The sequence below is a fragment of the Archangium lipolyticum genome, from assembly GCF_024623785.1.
Taxonomy (GTDB): Bacteria; Myxococcota; Myxococcia; order Myxococcales; family Myxococcaceae; genus Archangium; species Archangium lipolyticum.
Genome location: NZ_JANKBZ010000015.1, coordinates 59,617 through 73,674, shown reverse-complemented (window position 1 = coordinate 73,674; position 14,058 = coordinate 59,617). Strand labels below are relative to the sequence as shown.

At 68.4% G+C, this 14,058-nt stretch carries 11 protein-coding genes; 4 read left to right on the top strand and 7 right to left on the bottom strand.

What is annotated here, in order from left to right; all coding sequences use genetic code 11:
- Positions 1 to 30 precede the first annotated feature (30 nt).
- Entirely contained in the window at positions 31 to 996 is a 966-nt protein-coding gene (locus tag NR810_RS28865; RefSeq protein ID WP_257457434.1) for a fatty acid desaturase, read from the bottom strand.
- Positions 997 to 1,140: 144 nt separating this feature from the next.
- On the opposite strand from NR810_RS28865, the gene NR810_RS28860 reads away from it, so the two are divergent.
- Positions 1,141 to 1,461, top strand: coding sequence for a transcriptional regulator (locus tag NR810_RS28860; RefSeq protein ID WP_257457433.1), 321 nt, complete (start codon positions 1,141 to 1,143; stop codon positions 1,459 to 1,461).
- Positions 1,462 to 1,555: 94 nt separating this feature from the next.
- Here the strand turns inward: NR810_RS28860 and NR810_RS28855 are convergent, their stop codons facing one another.
- The 3 genes from NR810_RS28855 to NR810_RS28845 all read right to left on the bottom strand — a co-directional run bounded on the left by NR810_RS28855 (position 1,556) and on the right by NR810_RS28845 (position 6,359).
- Entirely contained in the window at positions 1,556 to 4,063 is a 2,508-nt protein-coding gene (locus tag NR810_RS28855) for a sodium-translocating pyrophosphatase (RefSeq protein ID WP_257457432.1), read from the bottom strand.
- Between the two features lie 343 nt (positions 4,064 to 4,406).
- Complete coding sequence (locus NR810_RS28850) at positions 4,407 to 4,916, bottom strand: inclusion body family protein (RefSeq protein ID WP_257457431.1); 510 nt, start codon at positions 4,914 to 4,916, stop codon at positions 4,407 to 4,409.
- Positions 4,917 to 5,015: 99 nt separating this feature from the next.
- Entirely contained in the window at positions 5,016 to 6,359 is a 1,344-nt protein-coding gene (locus tag NR810_RS28845; RefSeq protein WP_257457430.1) for a short-chain fatty acid transporter, read from the bottom strand.
- Between the two features lie 297 nt (positions 6,360 to 6,656).
- Here NR810_RS28845 and NR810_RS28840 point away from each other — a divergent pair, with 297 nt between their 5' ends.
- From NR810_RS28840 to NR810_RS28830, 3 genes are all read left to right on the top strand, one after another.
- Positions 6,657 to 6,926: a type II toxin-antitoxin system RelE family toxin gene (locus NR810_RS28840; protein WP_257457429.1), complete on the top strand. Its 270-nt coding sequence runs from the start codon at positions 6,657 to 6,659 to the stop codon at positions 6,924 to 6,926.
- A gap of 443 nt (positions 6,927 to 7,369) precedes the next feature.
- Positions 7,370 to 9,259 carry a protein kinase domain-containing protein gene (locus NR810_RS28835; protein ID WP_257457427.1) on the top strand — a complete coding sequence of 630 codons (1,890 nt, stop codon included), beginning with the start codon at positions 7,370 to 7,372 and terminating at the stop codon, positions 9,257 to 9,259.
- An 18-nt stretch (positions 9,260 to 9,277) separates the two neighbouring features.
- Positions 9,278 to 10,588 carry an ABC1 kinase family protein gene (locus NR810_RS28830; protein WP_257457421.1) on the top strand — a complete coding sequence of 437 codons (1,311 nt, stop codon included), beginning with the start codon at positions 9,278 to 9,280 and terminating at the stop codon, positions 10,586 to 10,588.
- Positions 10,589 to 10,594: 6 nt separating this feature from the next.
- Here the strand turns inward: NR810_RS28830 and NR810_RS28825 are convergent, their stop codons facing one another.
- From NR810_RS28825 to NR810_RS28815, 3 genes are all read right to left on the bottom strand, one after another.
- Entirely contained in the window at positions 10,595 to 11,002 is a 408-nt protein-coding gene (locus NR810_RS28825) for a response regulator (protein ID WP_204222410.1), read from the bottom strand.
- Positions 11,003 to 11,272: 270 nt separating this feature from the next.
- A complete protein-coding gene (locus NR810_RS28820; RefSeq protein ID WP_257457419.1) occupies positions 11,273 to 13,234 on the bottom strand; it encodes a PAS domain-containing protein in 1,962 nt (653 codons plus the stop codon).
- A gap of 92 nt (positions 13,235 to 13,326) precedes the next feature.
- On the bottom strand, positions 13,327 to 14,055 hold the full coding sequence (locus NR810_RS28815; RefSeq protein WP_257457416.1) for an immunity 52 family protein: 729 nt from the start codon (positions 14,053 to 14,055) through the stop codon (positions 13,327 to 13,329).
- Positions 14,056 to 14,058 lie beyond the last annotated feature (3 nt).

The window sequence follows — 14,058 nt, the reverse complement described above, 5'->3', positions numbered from 1 at the left end:
AAATGTCGAGAGGGCGCCCGCCTCGAGTGTTCAGGTTCGTGCAGCGTTGATTCCCGACTCCAGCGCGTCCACATCCGCCGACGCCAGCTCCAGCGACTCTCCCGTCGGCACATCGTACGGCGCGCGACCCACCTGCTTCGTTCCGAGCTTCGGGAAGAAGGGCGCCAGCACGTAGTTGCTGAAGCAGAACCAGAAGAAGCTGCGGTGGATGAGCTGCGGGTTGATCTGCGGGGCGATCTTCTCGTGCGCCTCGCGCAGCATGCTCCAGTGCGCGCCCGGCATCTCGTGGTGCGCCGCGTGCAACCCGTTGTTGAAGAGCAAGAAGTTGATGAGCTTCCCGTCGAAGTTGCGCGAGTGGTCGTGCTCGCTCCACGGATCCGCGTGCACGTGCTGGATGTAGTTGAAGAACATGATCGTCCACAGCGCGAAGAGCGCCGGGATGAGGAACGCGAAGCTCCACACCTTCAAGCCCTGCAGCGGCCCGTGCCACGCGATCGCCAGCCCCAGCAGCGCCAGGTGCAGGCCCGCCCACGTCATGTACTGGGTGACGATCTGCCGGAAGAGCGTGGGGTTCGACTGACGCGCCTTGCGGATGTACTGCTTGATGGGATCGCTCTGCCAGTAGGACGAGACGAAGAAGTACGTGAAGGCCATCAACCAGTTGTGCTTCGTCGTGTAGCGCCAGGTGATGGTCGCGTCACCCGCCTTGTTCACGTACTTGTGATGGTTGAGGTTGTGCGTCGGCACCCAGGCGAACGTCGGGTAGCCGTAGAAGTGCGCCAGCCACAGGCTCATCAAGAAGTTGAGCCGCCGGTTCTTGAACGTGGGGCAGTGGTTGTGGTTGTGCGCGATGACGCCAGCGCTCAGCGCCAGGTAGCAGCCGAGCGGGCTGAGGTAGGGGATGAGCGTGGGATTGACGTACTGCGCCATGGCCACGATGGGCATGACGATGCACCACAGGAGCGTTCTGTAATCAGCGGTGTAGCGGAGGCTCATGGCCGGGGAGGCTACTCGGACCCCCCTTGATGCATCCAGGACTCTTTCCGGCACGGGAATGGCTCTTGCCCTCCGAGCGGGCATGTGCTCCTGGACGCCAGAGCAGGTGGGCGTGACTACCCTCCACCTGGGAGGTCGTGGTCCATGAGCCCCAGCCCCGTTCCCCAACCCCGAGGCGCCACCGTGCGCGGCGCGCTGGAGGCCGAGCTGTCCTCCGCCCCGGAGACGGGCCTCACCGCCAAGGAGCTCTCCGGCCTGGTGGGTATCTCCGAGAAGGACGTAGCCGGCCACCTGGAGCACCTGGAGAAGTCCCTGCGCGCCGGCGGCGCCGCGCTGGAGGTCATCCCCGCCGAGTGTCTGGCCTGCGGTTTCGTCTTCCGCGACCGCAAGCGCCTCACCCGGCCCGGCTCCTGCCCCGAGTGCCGCTCCACCCGCATCGACCCTCCCGCGTTCCGCATCCGCTGAGGCCTCCGGAGCAAGCCCCCCAAAAGCGAAGCGGCGGGAAGCCCGGAGGCTCCCCGCCGCTCGCGTGTCTCAGGGGCCTCGAGGCCCGTGGGGACTAGGCCGGCTTCATGCCCGGCTTGCCCTCACCGGCGATGGCGGCCATCGGGGTCTCGATGCGCATGCCGTAGAAGGAGCGGTACACGAACACCATCGAGGCGATGAAGAAGATGCCCGCGAACACCCGGGTGATGGTGCCCTGGCCGGCCGCGCTCAGCTCCACCGACAGCTCCACCGCCAGCAGGCCGAAGAGCGTGGTGAACTTGATGACCGGGTTGAGCGCCACCGACGAGGTGTCCTTGAACGGGTCGCCCACCGTGTCGCCCACGACCGTGGCGGCGTGCAGGTCCGTGCCCTTGGCCTTCAGCTCCGTCTCCACCAGCTTCTTCGCGTTGTCCCACGCGCCACCGGCGTTCGCCATGAAGACGGCCTGGTACAGACCGAAGATGGCGATGGAGATGAGGTAACCCACGAAGAAGTACGGCTCGAGGAACGCGAAGGCCAGGGTGCTGAAGAACACACCCAGGAAGATGTTGAGCATGCCTTTCTGCGCGTACTGGGTGCAGATCTCCACCACGCGCTTGGAGTCGCTCACGCTCGCCTTCTCCACGCCCTCCAGCTTGATGTTGGCCTTGATGAACTCCACCGCGCGGTAGGCGCCCGTGGACACCGCCTGCATCGAGGCGCCGGAGAACCAGTAGATGATGGCGCCGCCCGTCACCAGGCCCAGCAGGAACGGGGCGTGCAGCAGCGACAGGTTGGCCGCGTTGGCCGCGTTCAGCGTGCGGAAGCCGTCCGGGCCCACGGTGATGCCCACCAGGATGACGATGATGGAGAAGATCATCGTCGTGGCGCCCACCACCGCGGTGCCGATGAGCACCGGCTTGGCCGTGGCCTTGAAGGTGTTGCCCGCGCCGTCGTTCTCCTCCAGGTACTCCTTGCCCTTCTCGAAGTCCGGGGAGAAGCCGAAGTCCTTCTGGACCTCCGCCTTGATGTTGGGGACGTTCTCGATGAGCGACAGCTCGTACACGCTCTGCGCGTTGTCCGTCACCGGGCCGTACGAGTCCACCGCGATGGTGACCGGGCCCATGCCCAGGAAGCCGAAGGCCACCAGACCGAAGGCGAACACCGCCGGGGCGATCATCAGCGTGTTGGGGATGTCGAGGCTGAAGAAGTAGGCCCCACCCATCAGCGCCGCGATGATGATGCCCATCCAGTAGGCGGAGAAGTTACCGGCGACCAGACCGGAGATGACGTTGAGCGACGCACCACCCTCGCGGGAGGCCGTGACGACCTCGCGCACGTGGCGGCTCTCGGTGGAGGTGAAGACCTTGATGGCCTCGGGGATGATGGCGCCCGCCAGCGTGCCGCAGGTGATGATGGCCGACATCTTCCACCACAGCGTGGGATCTCCCGCCAGGTTGGGGATGAGCAGGTAGGACACCAGGAACGTCAGCGCCACGGACACGATGGACGTCAGCCACACCAGGAACGTGAGCGGGTGCTCGAAGTTCATGTGGTCCACGTTCTTGTACTTGCCGCCCTGGATGATGCCGTTGAGGCCGTAGGAGCCCAGGCTCGCCAGCACCATCACGATGCGCATCATGAAAATCCAGACGAGCAGCTGGACCTGGTACTCCGCGCCCGGCACCGCCAGGAGGATGAAGGTGATGAGCGCCACGCCCGTCACGCCGTAGGTCTCGAAGCCGTCGGCCGAGGGGCCCACCGAGTCACCCGCGTTGTCACCCGTGCAGTCGGCGATGACGCCCGGGTTGCGCGCGTCGTCTTCCTTGATCTTGAAGACGATCTTCATCAGGTCGGAGCCGATGTCGGCGATCTTCGTGAAGATACCGCCCGCGATGCGCAGCACCGAGGCGCCCAGCGACTCACCGATGGCGAAGCCGATGAAGCACGGACCCGCGAAGTCGGCCGGCACGAACAGGAGGATGATGAGCATCAGCAGGAGCTCGGTGGAGATGAGCACCATGCCGATGGACATACCGGCCTGCAGCGGGATGGCATACGTGGGGTAGGGCTTGCCACGCAGCGACGCGAACGCCGTACGGCTGTTGGCGAAGGTGTTCACCCGGATGCCGAACCAGGCCACGCCGTAGCTGCCGGCGATGCCGACGAGGCTGAACACCAGGATGGTGGCGACCTTGATGAACTCCATGTGCCGCAGGAAGCCGAAGTACACCACCATCACGGCGCCGATGAGCACCTCGAGGATGAGGATGAACTTGCCCTGGGTGATGAGATACGTCTTGCAGGTCTCGTAGATGAGCTCGGAGATCTCGAGCATCGACTTGTGCACGGGCAGCTTGCGCAGCGCCGTGTACTGCATGAAGCCGAAGACCAGGCCGAAGATGGCCACCGCGATGCCCGCCATCAGCAGCGAGTAGCCGTTGAGGCCACCCACGAAGGTGACCTGGCGGAAGTCGGGGAGGACGAGATCCGCCTCGCTCGCGCGGGCGGTGCTGCCGGCCAGCATCGTCAGGAGTCCCAGGACTCCCGCCAGCTTGCCGGTGACGCTCGAGAGAGCGCCGTACCGTGAAATGGATTTCATGGGGTGCAACTCCTCAGAAGCTCATCGTCTGTGGCGCACGGCGCTCTGCCTCCGCGTGCCGGGGAGAAGAGGGTGAGAGTGTCGAGGGGTTGGCCGCCTGCGGGCGGGGGTCCGCACGCCGACGCTTCAGCACAGCCTCGCCCTTCAAGGCCGGAGAGCACGCCTGAAGGCGGCCCGCGTGTACCACGGGCACGGTGGAGAAGTCGAATTCCCGGAAGAGCGAGTGTTGGACAATCCCTCTCTTCCAGGATGCGGGACGGGGTGGGGGATGACCCAAGGATGGGTCTCCGGGGCACGGATACCCTCACCCCAAACCCTCTCCCGGAGGGAGAGGGAGGTGCTGCTACAGCACCTTCACGTTGAACGTCTTCAGGACCTGCTCGCCGCGCATGATGACCACGCTCCAGTCACCCGGCTTGCTCAGGCGCACCCCCGTCCACTGCCGCGCCCGCCAGCCGTCTCCCTTCACCTTCACGTCCTTCGTCTCGCGCACCACGTTGCCCTGCTTCACCTGCACCATCAGGTCCTCGATGCTGTCCCCCTGCGGCACCAGGTATGACTGCCACACCATCACGCTCGTGTTGGCCTTCACTCCCTCCGGCGCCACCTCGGTGATGCACTCGAACTTGTTGGGGCCGTCCTTGGCCACCTCGGTGCACAGCTTCGCTTCCACCAGCACCGGACCCTGGCCCTGGCCCTTGTAGAAGTAGTCCCACGTGGTCTTCACCGCGTCGCCCGACGGCGCCTTCACCGGCTCGCGCGCCGGAGCCTCCGCCGCCTGGTCCTGCGCCATCGCCACGCCGCCAAACGCCACCACAGCGCACACCGCCAGCTTCTTCAGATTTCCAGTCATGGGTGCTTCCCCCTCGGATTGGGCCATCCAGGGCCGTGAAGTCGGTCCGGGCCCGCGCGGCAATGTCTACCACAGGACACCCCGGGCCTGGCCATACCCTCAACCCCAGAGCAGGAAGGCCAGTGTCACCAGCGGCAGGTAGACGAAGAAGGCCACCAGCAGGAACCCGAGGATGTCCTTGAAGTCCAACCGCGCCACCGCCAGCAACGGCAGCGCCCAGAAGGGCTGGATGAGGTCCGTGGCCATGTCCCCCCAGGCGTATGCCATCACCACCTTCTCCGGCCCCACCCCCAGCGTCTTCGCCGCCTCCAGCAGGTAGGGCGCTTCGATGGCCCACTTGGAGCCCCCCGAGGGCACGAAGTAATTCACGACTCCGCTGTAGAGATAAATGATGGCTGGAAATGTCGTGGGCGTGGACACGGACACGAAGAGCTGTCCGATGCGCTCGGTCAGCCCCGTGGCCTTGAAGATGCCGTAGATGCCCGCGTACAGCGGGAACTGCAGCACGATGCCGTGCAGCACGCTCGCCGCCTCCTCGCTCGCCTTGAGCAGCCGCGCGGGCGTTCCATGCAGCAGCACCGCCAGCATCAGGAAGAGGAAGTTCACCACGTTCAGGTTGATGGCCTTCCAGCCCCCGTTGAGCCACAGGTGCCGTCCGAACCACAGCACCCCCAGCACGCCGAAGAGCACGTTGAGCAGCGGCGAGAAGTCCATCCACGCCGCGGGGCTCCTGTCCGCCGGGCGCGCGGGCGGCTCGAAGTCCTTCAGTTGTTCCAGGATGGCCGGGTCCACCCGCACCGCGCGCTCGGGCCGTGGATGCAGCGCCCACGCCAGCAGCGTCAGCATGGCCACCACGCCCACCGTCAGCCCGAGGTTGAACGGCGAGAAGAGCGTCCGGTCGATGGGGATGAGGCCGAGCTGCTTCTCCAGGAAGTGGCCGGGCGTCGCCACCAGCAACGGCGCGGACGCCGACAGCCCCGCATGCCACGTGGCCCCCAGCCCGAAGTAGGCGCACGCCACCAGCAGCCGGTAGTCCACGTCCGGTTGCCGCCTCACCACGAAGCGCACCAGCATGGCGCTCGCCACCAGCGACAGGCCCCAGTTGATGTAGGCCAGCCCCATCGACACCGCCGCCATCAGCACCACCGCGCTGCGCGGGCCTGTCGCCAGCCTCGCCAGGTGCTCCAGCAGCGCCCGCACCGGGCCCGTGAGCGCCAGCAGGTACCCGGTGAACATCACCAGCGCCATCTGCATCGAGAAGGTCAGCAGCTCCCAGAAGCCTCCTCCCCAGGCGTCCAGCACCCGCGGCGCCGGTGCGTCCGTCCATCCCAGCGCCAGGGCCAGCGTGAGCAGCGACAGCAGCACGGCGATCGCGAACGAGCTGGGCACGAAGCGCGCGGAGAAGCGGCCCAGCGCCTCCGCGATTCGAACGAGTGTCTCCACGTGGCGTCTGGCTCCGATGAGCGGGCAAGGGCGCGTACGGCCCCTGTCACATCTGAACACGGCTCAGCCCGCCTTCCGAGAAATCCGGCACCGCCCCTCCCGCCTCCCGCGCCGCTCTCCTGATGGATGGTCCACACTCCAAACCCCGTGGACCCCCTCCTTTCGTCGACGCGTGAACCGTGCCGGGCACTCCCTGTCCGGCAATGCGCAACCCCCCACTTGTCGGGCCAGAGGACAATGGCCACCTCGCCCCCAATGGCCTACCGAGTCCATATCCCAGTGGAGCTGTGGAGTACCTTGAAGTCACTTCCGCCCGCGCTCGTCGAGCGATTGCACCGCCGCATCGACGACATCTCGCGCCTGGCGGAGATGGCTCCTCCCCTCAACCCCCTCTGGTTGAAGCTCGGCGCCACCGACCTGCCCCTGCTGCGCTGCGTCGTCGATGGGTACGTCGTCCTCTATGAGGTCGATACCTCCTGCCGCACCATCTCCGTCCTCGACATCGAGGAGGAGGACGCCGCTCCCACCCTGGCCTCGGAGCTGCTGGCCGCCAACGGCCGTCACTGAATGACGGGGGCGACGTGGGGTTGAACCCACGGCGCGCGATGACCCTCACCCCGTCCCTCTCCCGGAGGGAGAGGGGAGATTGTTTCACCCGGTGCGCTGGATGCCTTTCGCCGTCATCAGCCTCCTTCCGGCGATGATGATGCCCCGCACCTCCTCTGGCTTCAGCTCGTGTGTCAGCTTCTCGTACCCGCCTCCGCACTCCCGTCTCCCTCGGTGTGCGTGATGGCTCGGGTGCGGCGGAATCGAGGCAGGAATCGGTAGGATTTTCAGCCCGCCTTCGGCACCTTTTACAGTCCCGACGCGCCGCCCTGTATCAGCGGATGAGAGGATTTCCGCCGAGAGGGGCCTGCGGGCTTGCTACTTCAGCCACTTCGCGAGGGTCCCAGGTCCATCCCTTGCTCTCCGGCTTGTCGGCACGAAGATGGCATGGATTCAAAAGTGCCGTGGAACCCGACACCCGCTCGCGCTGCTCCTGCCAGAACCCGCATCCGGAACTGGCGGAGTGCCCCACCGTTCTGCGGGCCCCTCAAGCGGGCCCGCTCAACTCCGTCACCCTGCCGCCCTCGGGCGAGCGGGGTGAGCGGCTCGTGGGACAGCGCTTCGGCAGCTTCATCGCACTGCGCGAGCTGGGCCGCGGCGGCATGGGCACGGTGCTGCTGGCCGAGCATGTCCTCATCCCCAAGCGCGTCGCGGTGAAGGTGCTCCACCGCCACCTCGCCGAGGAGCCGGAGCTCGTCAGCCGCTTCCTCGCCGAGGCGCGCGCCATGAGCCTCGTGCAGCACGAGAACGTCGTCACCGTCTACGACCTCGACACCCGCGACGGCCGCCCCTACTTCGTCATGGAGCACCTGGAGGGGCAGAGCCTCGCCGACTTCGCGCGCGGGCCCCTCGAGCCCCGGGTGGCGGTGGAGCTGCTCGTCCAGGTGTGCGATGCGCTCGGTGCCGCCCACGCGCACGGCATCATCCACCGCGACCTCAAGCCCGCCAATGTCTTCCTCGTGCCCGGGCCCCACGGGAGCCACCGGGTGAAGCTGCTCGACTTCGGCATCGCCAAGCGGCTCGTCCGGCTCGAGGGGGAGACGCCCACGCGCACCGGCGTGCTCATGGGCACCCCCGAGTTCATGGCCCCCGAGCAGTGTGGTGGCAATGACGTGGACGCGCGCACCGACCTGTACGCGGTGGGGGTGCTCGGCTACCTGTTGCTCACCGGCAGCACGCCCTTCTCCGGGCGCAACGCCGCGGAAGTCCTCGTGGCCCACCTCCAGCAGGCCCCGCGCCCGCCCCACGAGGTGCGCCCGGGGCTTCCGCCCGCGCTCTCCGCGGTGCTGCTGCGCGTGCTCGCCAAGCGTCCCGAGGCGCGCTTCTCCACCGCCGCCGAGCTGCGCGCCGCGCTGGAGGCCTCCCTCTCCATCTCCCCGGCGCGCGCGCCCGCGCCCGCGCCCGTCTCCGGCTTCACCGCGCGCGTGCCGGTGCATGGCTCGCTGGGCGTGCGCGAGTACCCGTGTGAGCGCGTGGGCCGCACCGGTCTCTTCGTCCGCACCAACGAGGAGCCACCGGCGCTGCTCTCCGACGTGTCCCTGCTGCTGCGGCTGCCCGGCGGCGAGCTGCCCTGCACCGGCCAGGTGGTGCGTCACGTGTCGGCCGAGCAGGCCCGCGCGTGGAACATGGCCCCGGGCTTCGGCGTGGAGCTGCGTGACACGTCCTCCACCTTCCAGCAGCGCTTCGCCCGGCTGCTCGCGGGCGAGAATCCCGAGGCTCCCACGCCTCCCGCCGCGCCCCAGGACGACGCCCGCGCCGAGCCCGTGCTGCGCGAGTTCCGCCGGCGTCTCGGAGGGGACCACTACACGGTGCTCGGTGTCCCCAGGGACGCCGACGCCGACATGGTGCGCGCGCAGACCCGCGAGGCCCGCAACCGGCTCGAGCAGCTGCTCGCGCTGCCCCTGTCCCCCGGCCAGCGCGCCCTCGTGCAGCGCGCCCTCTCCAAGGTGGCCGAGGCGCTCCTCGTGCTCGGCCACCCCGAGCGGCGCGTGGAGTACGACGCGGAGCTGCGCAACCTGGACGGCGTGCTCCGCTGTCTCGCCGCCGGCCTCACCGTCACCGCCCTGGAGGAGTGCCGCCGGCGCTACCTCGCCCGCCATCCGGCCACCGAGGGCCACTCGGTCCTCCACCTGGCTTCCGGCGACGCCTTCCGGGCCGCGGGCCGCTTCCCCGAGGCCCTCGCCTCCTACGAGGCCGCCCTCAAGGTGGATCCGCTCCACCTGGAAGCCCTCAAGCGCTGGCATGCCCTCCGGGTGAGGTTGCGTGCTGGTGCGAACCCCGCCGCGGCTCGTTAGTAGTATCGGCCCGCGCGCATGCCCTCCGATCCTTCCGACCTCGACGACAAGCTCCCCACGCAGGGGCGCTTCACCCGCTTCCGCAAACTCGCCGGCCTCTCCGCCCAGCTCGGCGCGGACGTCCTCAAGAGCGGCGCCAGACGGCTCGTCGGCCAGGAGCCGGAGCTGCTCAGCAGGGCCGCCGCCGAGAAGCTCGTCACCACCCTGGGTGAGCTCAAGGGCGCGGCCATGAAGCTCGGCCAGGCCGTGTCCATGGACACGGAGTTCCTTTCCCCCGAGGTGCGCCAGGTCATCGCCCGGCTGCAGAACGAGGCCCCGCCCATGCCGTACGAGGTGGTGGCGCGCGTGCTGCGCGAGGAGCTGGGCGACTCCCCCGAGGCCCTCTTCCGCGACTTCGACAAGACGCCGCTCGCCGCCGCCTCGCTGGGCCAGGTGCACCGCGCCGTGCTGCATGACGGCCGCCCGGTGGCGGTGAAGATCCAATACCCCGGCATCGCCGCGACGCTGAGCGGGGACATGGACAACCTGGGCCTGGTGGTGAACACCCTCTCCAAGGCCTCGCGCCTCGCGGACGGCACCGCCTACTTCCAGGAGCTGCGCGAGGAGATGCTCCTGGAAACGGACTATCTGCGCGAGGCCGGGCTGTGCACCGCCTTCGGCCGCGGCGTGGCGCGCCTGCCGGAGCTCAAGGTGCCCGCCGTCATCTCCGAGCGCACCTCCCGGCGCGTGCTCACCCTGGAGCTGCTCCAGGGCCGTACCCTCAAGGACTGGGTCGTCTCCGAGCCCTCCGCCGAGGAGCGCTTCCGCGTGGCGCGCCAGCTCATCCTCGCCATCTACGGGCCCTTCTTCACCGTGGGGGAGATGCACGCCGACCCGCACCCGGGCAACTTCATGGTGCTGGAGGACGGGCGGCTGGGGCTGCTCGACTTCGGCTCCATCAAGCGCTTCAGCCCCCACTTCGTGGACGCCAACCGGCGCATGTTCCTCCACGCCGTGCGGCTGGAGTCCATGGACGTGATGGGCCTGAGCCGCGAGGTGGGCTTCACCTCGGAGCTGCCGGACGCGGAGGCCAGCGAGCTCATCCAGGAGGTGCTGCACATCGCCGGGCGGCCCATGCGCTCCACCTCGTACGACTACGCCACGTGCTCCATCACGCGCGACATGAAGCTGCACTTCGCGCGCAATGCCTCTCGTTTTCTCAAAATCCGTCCACCCGCCGAGGCAGTGATGTTCTTCCGCTCCACCGGCGGGCTGGCGCAGAACCTGCGGCTCATCGGGGCGCGGGGCGACTTCCGGGCCGTCTTCCAGGAGGTCGCCGCCCTGCTGTGAGCGCCGCTAGCGGGCGCTCGCCGCCGGCAGCCGGCTCTTCTTGTAGATGCTGATGAGCTTGCGGGCCAGCGCCTCGCCCTGGACGCTCTTGGAGATGTAGCCGTCCGCTCCCGAGGCCAGCGCCAGCGCGCGCAGCTTGGACTCGTCCGAGGCCGAGTAGAGGATGAAGCGCGTGGTGGCCGGCGCCTGGTTGCGCGCCAGCGCCAGCACCTTGTCCCCGCTGAGCGCCGGGATGTTCACGTCCAACAGGACGAGGTCCGGCAGTGCGTTGCGGACCAGATTGGATACGCCCAGCGACGAACGGTGGGTACGGACCTCGAAGCCGTACGCGTTGAGGGTCCGTTCCAACAGCATGAGCTGATCCACATCGTCGTCCACCACGAGGACACGAATCTTGTTCTCGCTCTCGGACATGGGGGCTCCTCTTGGAGGATGGGCAGAGATGGTTTTCGACAGAGGCAGCCAATGGCTGCGGGCCTCAAGAATACCGTCTCGGCCCCACAGTGGGAGTCCCTCCCCCACCAGAACCGTATCCGGAGGCCACAAATCCGACGTCCGCAGCCCGGGGTTCTGTGCAAAGCGAGGAAGAGCCTGCGGGCATGAGTCCGGCGAGCCGGGCAAAGCCAGGAAGCCAACAAGGCGGGCGAGCGAGCAGGGGCTCCCGTGGGGAGTCCGCCCGGACGCTCACTCGCGTTGGGGCACGAGCCGGGGCAGTCGTACGGTGAACACCGTGCCCTCCTCGCGCGTCGAGCGCGCCTCGATGGTGCCTGCGTGCGCCAGGGCGATCTGCTGGACGATGTAGAGCCCCAACCCCAGCCCGGAGGAGCGCCTGTGACCGCGCAGCTCCCCCCGGCGGAAGGGCTCGAAGAGGGCGGGCAGCAGCTCGACGGGGATGGGCTCGCCCCGGTTGCCCACCTCGATGCGGATGCTCGGGCCCTCGTCCTGGAGGGTCAGCGTGACGGGCGTGTCCTCGGGGCTGTAGTCCAGGGCGTTGCGCAGCAGGTTGCCGAGCAGCTGGGCCAGCCGGTCCTGGTCCCACTCGCCCTGGAGGTCGCCCCGCGCCTCCAGCCGCAGCTCGCGCGCCGGGTGCGTCACCTCCAGCTCGCCCAGGACGCGCCGGCCCAGCAGGCCCAGGTCCACGGGGGCGGGGGCGATGGGGATGCCGCCCCCCAGCCGCCCGCGCGTGAGATCCAACAGGTCGCCGATCATCCGCCCCATCAGCTCGGCGTTGAGGGTGATGCGCTGGGAGAGCCGCAGGGCGCGCTCGGGCAGCGTCTCCTGGCGCAGCAGCATGTTGGCCGACAGGGTGATGACGCCCAGGGGGTTGCGCAGGTCGTGGCTGACGATGCCGAGGAAGCGCTCGCGGAACTCCGCCGTCTGGCGCAACCGCTCCTCGAAGCGCTTGCGCTCGGTGATGTCCACCACCACCGTGCCCACCATGGAGACGCGGCCCTCGCGGTCCTTCACCGGGTAGTAGCTCACCAGGTAGTGGCCGGGCTGGCCTCCCCGGCCCGCCGTGGAGCCGGAGATCTCCACGTTGAGCACCGGCTCGCCGGTCGCCAGGACATGCCGGTAGTGGGGCTCGTTGAGGCGGGCGAGCTCCGGGATGATCTCCCACGGAGTGCGTCCGAGCGACTGCTCGGCGGGCACGCCGTTGATGGTGGCGAGCGCGTGGTTGATGCGCACGTAGCGCAGGTCCCTGTCGAGGAAGGACAGGCCCACCGGCGCGGTGGCCAGGAGGATGTCGAGCAGCGCCAGCGCCTCCTCGCGCTCCTGGGCCAGGGCGCGCCGCATCGCCACGTCGCGGGTGGAGGCCACCGCGCCACCCGGGGAGCCGTCGGGCCGCCGCAGGGGCCGGGCCGTGATGGTGATGGGCAGCCGCGTGCCATCCGGCCGGCGGATCCAGGTGGACTCGTCCCGGACGTATTCGCCCTGAAGCGCTCGGTAGAGGGGGATCCGCTCCAGGGGAAGGGGACGGCCCTCCTCGTCGATCAACCCGTACTGCTGCCACTGCGAGACGGGCAGCGGGTGGAGGGGCATGCCGTGTTGCCGCTCGGCCTCCGGGTTGAAGAGGCGCAGCACGCCCTGGGCGTCCGCCACCATGATGCCGTCACCGCTCTGCGCGATGATGCCCTCCAGCAGGGTCCGTTGCTCCTCGGACTCGGCCCGGGCGGCGCGCTCGCGGTTCAGCAGTGCCGACCGCTCCTCCTCCGCCGCGCGGCGCTCCTCGTCGCGCCTGCGGCTGGCCTCGGTGACGGTCTCGGTCATCGCGGAGTCCAGGCAGCGGTGGAAGGCCCGCTGCTCCGCCATGCCGGGCGCGCCGCCGGTCTCCTCCACCAGCTCGAGGATGCAGTCGCGCAGCAGGCCGTACTCGTGGACGATCTGCGTGACGCTGTAGCCGAGATCGTGCCGCTGGGCCCGGTGCTCCTCCGCCCTCTGGCTCACGTGGAGGCGGTCCGTGGGAGAGGCCTCTCCCCTGTCGAGGCCCCGGAGGAGCACGTGCATCTCCTCGAGCAGCGCTGGAATCGTGTCGATGATGGCGGAGCGCGTCAGCCCCTCGGTCGGGAGATGGGTCCGGACCGTGCGCTCGAACCGCTGCAGGATGTCCTCCCGCCGCGTGGTGAGGAGGTCGGCCAGTGCGCCCATGGAGTGGTGATAGGCACGATGACGGCCTCCTGGCCAGCACGGGATGAGCGCTCCGGAAGATTGGAGTGCCACGCGCCGTCCGGGAACGTGGATTACGACGGGACGGAGGTATGAGCGCTGGACTCCTTCAACAGGCCGGCCCGGTCGAGCAGTGCGCGCACTTCATCGGCCAGGGCGACATGGGCCGGGTCGTCCACGGTGAAGCGCTCGGGGGTGAGAATGACGAGCGAGCCCTTGTCCTCCACGGGCTCGACGCGCACAGGGGCGGGCAGGGGAGGCACCTGTCCCCGGCGGCGCGAGAGGTACATCAGCCAGCCCGTGCGCGGGGGCCCCACGGGTTCTTTTCGCAGCCTCTGGTAGGCATCCGAGAAGACCCCACCATCGTCTGGTTCCCAGGCCAGAATCAGGGCCCGCATCATCTGGGTTAGAACGGGCGCGGTGAGGATGCGTTGCTCCTCCGGGCCGGCATGGGGAGGATGGAGAAGGCACCTGTTTGGGGGTGAGTCGTAGATGGAGCCACAGCTCAAGCTGATCACGCCACCTTGTCCATCCTCAACGTGTCCCGTCCACGCGCTGAAGGAGAAGCCAGCCGGACCCTCCTGATACTTCTTGCTTTTGAAAAAGCGCAGGAACGTTTCGTAGGTGGGCTCGAACTGGAGCTGGAGCGCCTTCTTGAGGGAGTTCGCCTGTTCGAACCAGCGGATGTAGATGGGGTCGCACTGCGCGAGCAGACGGAAGAATCTCTCCGCACGCCGGGCACACTCCTCGGCTGACTCCTTGCGGCCCGGCCAATAAACACCCGCGTAGAAGGTCTCTTTCATGAG

Bases quoted from the DNA above. Each gene is read 5' to 3' on its own strand.
- NR810_RS28815 (WP_257457416.1), bottom strand. From the start codon at position 14,055: ATGAAAGAGACCTTCTACGCGGGTGTTTATTGGCCGGGCCGCAAGGAG.
- NR810_RS28855 (WP_257457432.1), bottom strand. From the start codon at position 4,063: ATGAAATCCATTTCACGGTACGGCGCTCTCTCGAGCGTCACCGGCAAG.
- NR810_RS28825 (WP_204222410.1), bottom strand. From the start codon at position 11,002: ATGTCCGAGAGCGAGAACAAGATTCGTGTCCTCGTGGTGGACGACGAT.
- NR810_RS28860 (WP_257457433.1), top strand. From the start codon at position 1,141: ATGAGCCCCAGCCCCGTTCCCCAACCCCGAGGCGCCACCGTGCGCGGC.
- NR810_RS28820 (WP_257457419.1), bottom strand. From the start codon at position 13,234: ATGGGCGCACTGGCCGACCTCCTCACCACGCGGCGGGAGGACATCCTG.
- NR810_RS28865 (WP_257457434.1), bottom strand. From the start codon at position 996: ATGAGCCTCCGCTACACCGCTGATTACAGAACGCTCCTGTGGTGCATC.
- NR810_RS28830 (WP_257457421.1), top strand. From the start codon at position 9,278: ATGCCCTCCGATCCTTCCGACCTCGACGACAAGCTCCCCACGCAGGGG.
- NR810_RS28850 (WP_257457431.1), bottom strand. From the start codon at position 4,916: ATGACTGGAAATCTGAAGAAGCTGGCGGTGTGCGCTGTGGTGGCGTTT.